Origin of the sequence: Streptomyces albidus (ex Kaewkla and Franco 2022) (assembly GCF_013870515.1) — a bacterium.
Classification (GTDB): Bacteria; Actinomycetota; Actinomycetes; order Streptomycetales; family Streptomycetaceae; genus Streptomyces; species Streptomyces albidus.
Window position 1 is genome coordinate 1 of record NZ_JACBXA010000360.1, and the last position, 4,313, is coordinate 4,313.

5 protein-coding genes are annotated in these 4,313 nt (G+C 69.3%); 3 read left to right on the forward strand and 2 right to left on the reverse strand.

Going from position 1 to position 4,313, the window contains the following annotated elements; all coding sequences use genetic code 11:
* Window positions 1–4: 4 nt before the first annotated feature.
* Both H5J26_RS28775 and H5J26_RS28780 read right to left on the reverse strand, forming a co-directional pair.
* Window positions 5–1,180, reverse strand: a complete 1,176-nt coding sequence (locus H5J26_RS28775; protein ID WP_181768900.1) for a 5-methyltetrahydropteroyltriglutamate--homocysteine S-methyltransferase — start codon at window positions 1,178–1,180, stop codon at window positions 5–7.
* A gap of 215 nt (window positions 1,181–1,395) precedes the next feature.
* Complete coding sequence (locus H5J26_RS28780; protein ID WP_181768901.1) at window positions 1,396–1,935, reverse strand: pyridoxamine 5'-phosphate oxidase family protein; 540 nt, start codon at window positions 1,933–1,935, stop codon at window positions 1,396–1,398.
* Between the two features lie 116 nt (window positions 1,936–2,051).
* On the opposite strand from H5J26_RS28780, the gene H5J26_RS28785 reads away from it, so the two are divergent.
* The 3 genes from H5J26_RS28785 to H5J26_RS28795 form a co-directional block, all read left to right on the forward strand.
* Window positions 2,052–3,416, forward strand: a complete 1,365-nt coding sequence (locus tag H5J26_RS28785; protein ID WP_181768902.1) for an APC family permease — start codon at window positions 2,052–2,054, stop codon at window positions 3,414–3,416.
* Between the two features lie 71 nt (window positions 3,417–3,487).
* Window positions 3,488–3,868 (forward strand): VOC family protein, encoded by a 381-nt coding sequence (locus tag H5J26_RS28790; RefSeq protein ID WP_181768903.1) that lies wholly within the window; start codon window positions 3,488–3,490, stop codon window positions 3,866–3,868.
* Window positions 3,869–3,903: 35 nt separating this feature from the next.
* On the forward strand, window positions 3,904–4,313 hold a 410-nt coding region (locus tag H5J26_RS28795; RefSeq protein WP_181768904.1), incomplete at its 3' end, for a maleylpyruvate isomerase N-terminal domain-containing protein.

Genomic DNA, 4,313 nt, shown 5'->3' on the forward strand with positions numbered 1-4,313 from the left:
GGGGTCAGTTGCCGCCCCAGACCTCCTCGGCCGTCTCCACGATGAGCCGGAGCTTGGCCATCTGGTCCTCGATCGTGAGGTTGTTGCCCTCCAGGGTCGAGGAGAAGCCGCACTGCGGCGACAGGGACAGCTGGTCGAGGTCCACGTAGCGGGCGGCCTCGTCGATGCGGCGCTTGAGCGCGTCCTTGCTCTCCAGCTCGGGCCGCTTGCTGGTGACGAGCCCCAGCACGACCTGCTTGCCCTTCGGGACGAAGCGCAGCGGTTCGAAGCCGCCGGAGCGTTCGTCGTCGAACTCCAGGAAGAAGCCGTCCACGTTCAGGCCGCCGAAGAGGGCCTCGGCGACGAAGTCGTATCCGCCCGAAGCCACCCACGAGGAGGCGAAGTTGCCACGGCACATGTGCGTGGTGACGCGCAGGTCGTCGGGCCGACCCGCCAGCGCGCGGTTGATGTTGGCGATGTAGGTCTCGTGCTGGTGCTCGGGATCGCCGCCGATCTCCGCGACGTGGCGCCGCTGTTCGGGGTCGTTGAGGTAGGCGAGGCTGGTGTCGTCGAGCTGGAGGTAGCGGCAGCCCAGGTCGTACACGCCCTGCACCTGCGCGGCGTAGGCGGCGGTCAGGTCCGTCCAGAACGCGTCCATGTCCGGGTAGACCGTCTCGTCGATCGCGGCGCGCCCGCCCCGGTAGTGGACCATGCTCGGCGACGGAATCGTCAGCTTCGGCGTCACGCCCTCTCCGACGGCGTCGCGGAGGAAGGCGAAGTCGTCGGCGAAGATGGGCTCGTCGAGCCGCACGCGGCTGTCGACGTGCGCGGACGGGGGCGCGAACTCGATGTCGCCTTCCGCGTTGTGGAACTGGACGCGCAGGTTCTCGTCCATGACCTTGTTGATGCCGCCGAGGGCGTAGATGAAGTCCATGTGCCAGGACTGACGACGGAACTCGCCATCTGTCGCACCCCGCAGCCCGGCCTCCCGCTGCATCCCCACCACCGTGCGCACCGCCTCGTCCTCGGCGGCTCGCAGTTCGGCGGCGCCGAGGCGCCCTGCGGCATGCTCCTCACGGGCCTTCTTCAGCTCGGGCGGCCGCAGGAGGCTTCCCACGTGATCGGCGCGGAAGGGCGGAAGCGTGCGCGGGCCGGTCGTACGGGCGGTCGGGGTCGCGGGTGTCGTCGGCTCTGACGTCATGGGGCGTCCTCTCTCCTGGGTACGGGGAGACACCCTGCTCCGGAGTGGTCCATTCCTCAACCGTGTCTTCCGGTATCCGGAAACACCTCTGCCGGGCGACTTCCCTGCGTGGTAGACCACCCGTTCACGCCGGTCAGCCGTGGTCCGGCAGCCCGCCGCGGGCACACGGGCGGACCGCCGGAGCGGGCCCGACCGGGCCCAGCGCAGGGGTCGTCTCAGCCGCGCGCGGCGGAAGCGACCGGAGAAGCGAAGCGCCAACGCGTCTGGCTGTACTGCCCCTTGCGGAACCCGAACGCGGTGGCGGGCCGGACCTCGTAGACCAGGGCGTGGCCTCCGTCGAGGTGCTGGAAGGCGCCGTCACGGACCTCGAAGCGCCAGTCCGTGCCGTACTTCGCCTCCCACGCCGCCGCCAGGCGCCGCAGTTTCGCCTCGTCCCGTACGCACACGGCGTCGCCCTCCACCACCAGGTCCAGTCCCTCGTCCACGGCGTCGTTGCCCGTCGTGAGGACGCAGTGCGAATTGGCGGCCAGATTGCGGGACTTGCGCTCCTCCTCGCCGGTGCAGAAGTGCAGCGCGCCCTCCAGCCAGACGGCCAGGAGCGGCGTGACGTGGGGACGTCCGTCGGGCTGCACCGTCGACAGCCAGTAGATTCCCGCGTCCGCGAGCCGCTCGCGTGCGGCCTCCCAGTCCGTGGGCGCCGCGTCCGGACTGCTGTAGCGGGGGTCCAGTTCGGTCGTCGGTTTCTGTTCGGGCATGGCTGATCTCCTTCGTCCGCGACCCGGATCTGACATCTCTTGCGGAGATGGACCGCGTGATGGAACGGAAATCATCGTCCGCGCTAAACGATCACTGAGCGGGGAAACTAGAGCCCATGCCGGACACACGTGACGCGACAGACGCGCAGGACCCCTCCGACGGCACGCCCCTGCACCGGGCCATCGGCCCCAAGCTGCTGATCCTCTTCATCATCGGCGACATCCTCGGCACCGGCATCTACGCCACCACCGGCAGCGTCGCGGGCAAGGTCGGGGGTGCGCTGTGGCTGCCCTTCGTCATCGGCTTCGCGGTGGCGCTGCTGACGGCGGCGTCCTACGCGGAGCTCGTGGGCAAGTACCCCAAGGCCGCCGGTGCCGCGCTCTACACCCAGCGCGCCTTCAAGATCCCCTTCATCACGTTCATCGTGGCGTTCATGGTGATGTGCTCGGGGCTGTCGTCGGCGAGCGCGGCGGCCCGCGCCTTCTCGGGCGACTACCTGTCCGAACTCGTGGACGTACCGCCGACCCTCGTCGCGATCCTCTTCATCCTCGCGCTGGCGGCGCTCAATCTGCGCGGCGTCTCGGAGTCGGTGAAGACCAACGTCGTGCTCACGATCGTCGAACTGACCGGACTGCTGATCATCATCGCCATCGGCGTGTTCGCGGTGTTCAACGGCGAGGGCGACCCCGGCCGGCTCGCGGACGTTCACACGGGTGACGGGACCGGGTACGCCGTACTGACAGGCGTGCTGGGTGCGACGGCACTCGGCTTCTTCGCCTTCGTCGGCTTCGAGGACTCCGTCAACATGGCCGAGGAGACCGTCGAGCCCAGCCGGACCTTCCCGCGCGCCCTGTTCGTCGGCGTCTGCGTCACCGGCACGATCTACATCCTCGTCGCACTGGTCTCCTCGCTGCTGGTCGACTTCCGGGTCCTGGAGAAGTCCAGCGGGCCGCTGCTCGAGGTGGTCAAGGCGGGCGATGTGAGCTTCCCGCCCGAACTCTTCGCGGTCATCGCCCTGTTCGCGGTCACCAACTCCGCCCTGATCAACATCATGATGGCCTCGCGGCTCTGCTACGGCATGGCCAACGAGCGCATCCTCCCCACCTTCATGGGCAAGGTGCTGCCCTCCCGGCGTACGCCCGTGGTCGGCATCGTCTTCGTCTCGCTGCTGGCCGTCGCACTCGTCTCCACGGGTGAGATCGAAGGGCTGGGCGACACCACGTCCTTCCTGCTGCTGTGCGTCTTCGCCGTCGTCAACGTCGCCGTCCTTGTCCTGCGCAAGGACCGCGTAGAGCACCGGCACTTCCGCACGCCCACCGTGCTTCCGATCCTCGGTGCCGTCGCCGCCGGAATCCTGGCCAGCCCCCTCGCCGACAGGGAGACGGACGTCTACGTGCGCGCGGGCCTACTGGTGCTGCTGGGCGTCGTGCTGTGGGCGGTGAACAAGATCGGAATGGTGATTGCCGCGCGGCGCCGATGAGTTCGGGGAGCACACGCGGTCGGTACCGGTGACAGCACAGCGGACGGCACGTCACCGGAGGAGAGCACCCCATGGCTACGCGGACCGGCATTCTGGGCACCAGCGGCGTGATCATCGGCAGCAACGACCGCGACCGGATCGTCGCCTGGTACCGGGCCGCACTCGAACCGCTGGGCGCACGCTGGGAGGGCCATCTGCTCGTCGTCGCGGACGGGATGTACATCGGCTTCGACCAGCGCGACGACGTCGCGGCGAAGCCCGGCGAACCCGGCCGCCATCTCGTCAACTTCACGGTGCACGACATCCGGGCCGCCGAGCGGCACCTGAACACGCTCGGCGTGCGCTGGGTGCGGCCGGTCGAGTTCACCGACTTCGGCGCCTGGTTCTCCACCGTGGAGGACCTGGACGGCAACCTTCTCCAGTTCATCCAGATGCCTGACGGGGAGGACTGAGGGGTCACCGGCGGCGACGGACGAGGGGGAGCACGATGAACGTGGACCACGGCACCTTGAAGTCCGACACCGCGCTGCTGGAACGGGCGCTGGGATATGCGCTGTGCGCCGTACGGCCCGTCACGCCGGAGGCACTCGACCGCCGCACGCCGTGCCGCGGTTGGGACCTGCGGGCGCTGCTGTGGCACACGAACGACTCGCTCGCCGCGCTCCACGAGGGGATCGAGGTCGGACACGTCGGTCTGGAGCCGGCCCCGGTGCCGCTTCAGGAGGAGGCCGACCCGGCGGCGGCGTTCCGGTCGAGGGCGTCACTGCTGCTGGGGGCGTGGGCCGCTTCCGACAGCCCCGCCGACCGGCTCGTCGCCATCGTCGACCTGCCGATCACCGCCGCCGCGATCGCCCGTACCGGCGCACTGGAGATCGCCGTGCACGGCTGGGACATCGC

Bases quoted from the DNA above. Each gene is read 5' to 3' on its own strand.
- H5J26_RS28775 (WP_181768900.1), bottom strand. From the start codon at position 1,180: ATGACGTCAGAGCCGACGACACCCGCGACCCCGACCGCCCGTACGACC.
- H5J26_RS28780 (WP_181768901.1), bottom strand. From the start codon at position 1,935: ATGCCCGAACAGAAACCGACGACCGAACTGGACCCCCGCTACAGCAGT.
- H5J26_RS28785 (WP_181768902.1), top strand. From the start codon at position 2,052: ATGCCGGACACACGTGACGCGACAGACGCGCAGGACCCCTCCGACGGC.
- H5J26_RS28790 (WP_181768903.1), top strand. From the start codon at position 3,488: ATGGCTACGCGGACCGGCATTCTGGGCACCAGCGGCGTGATCATCGGC.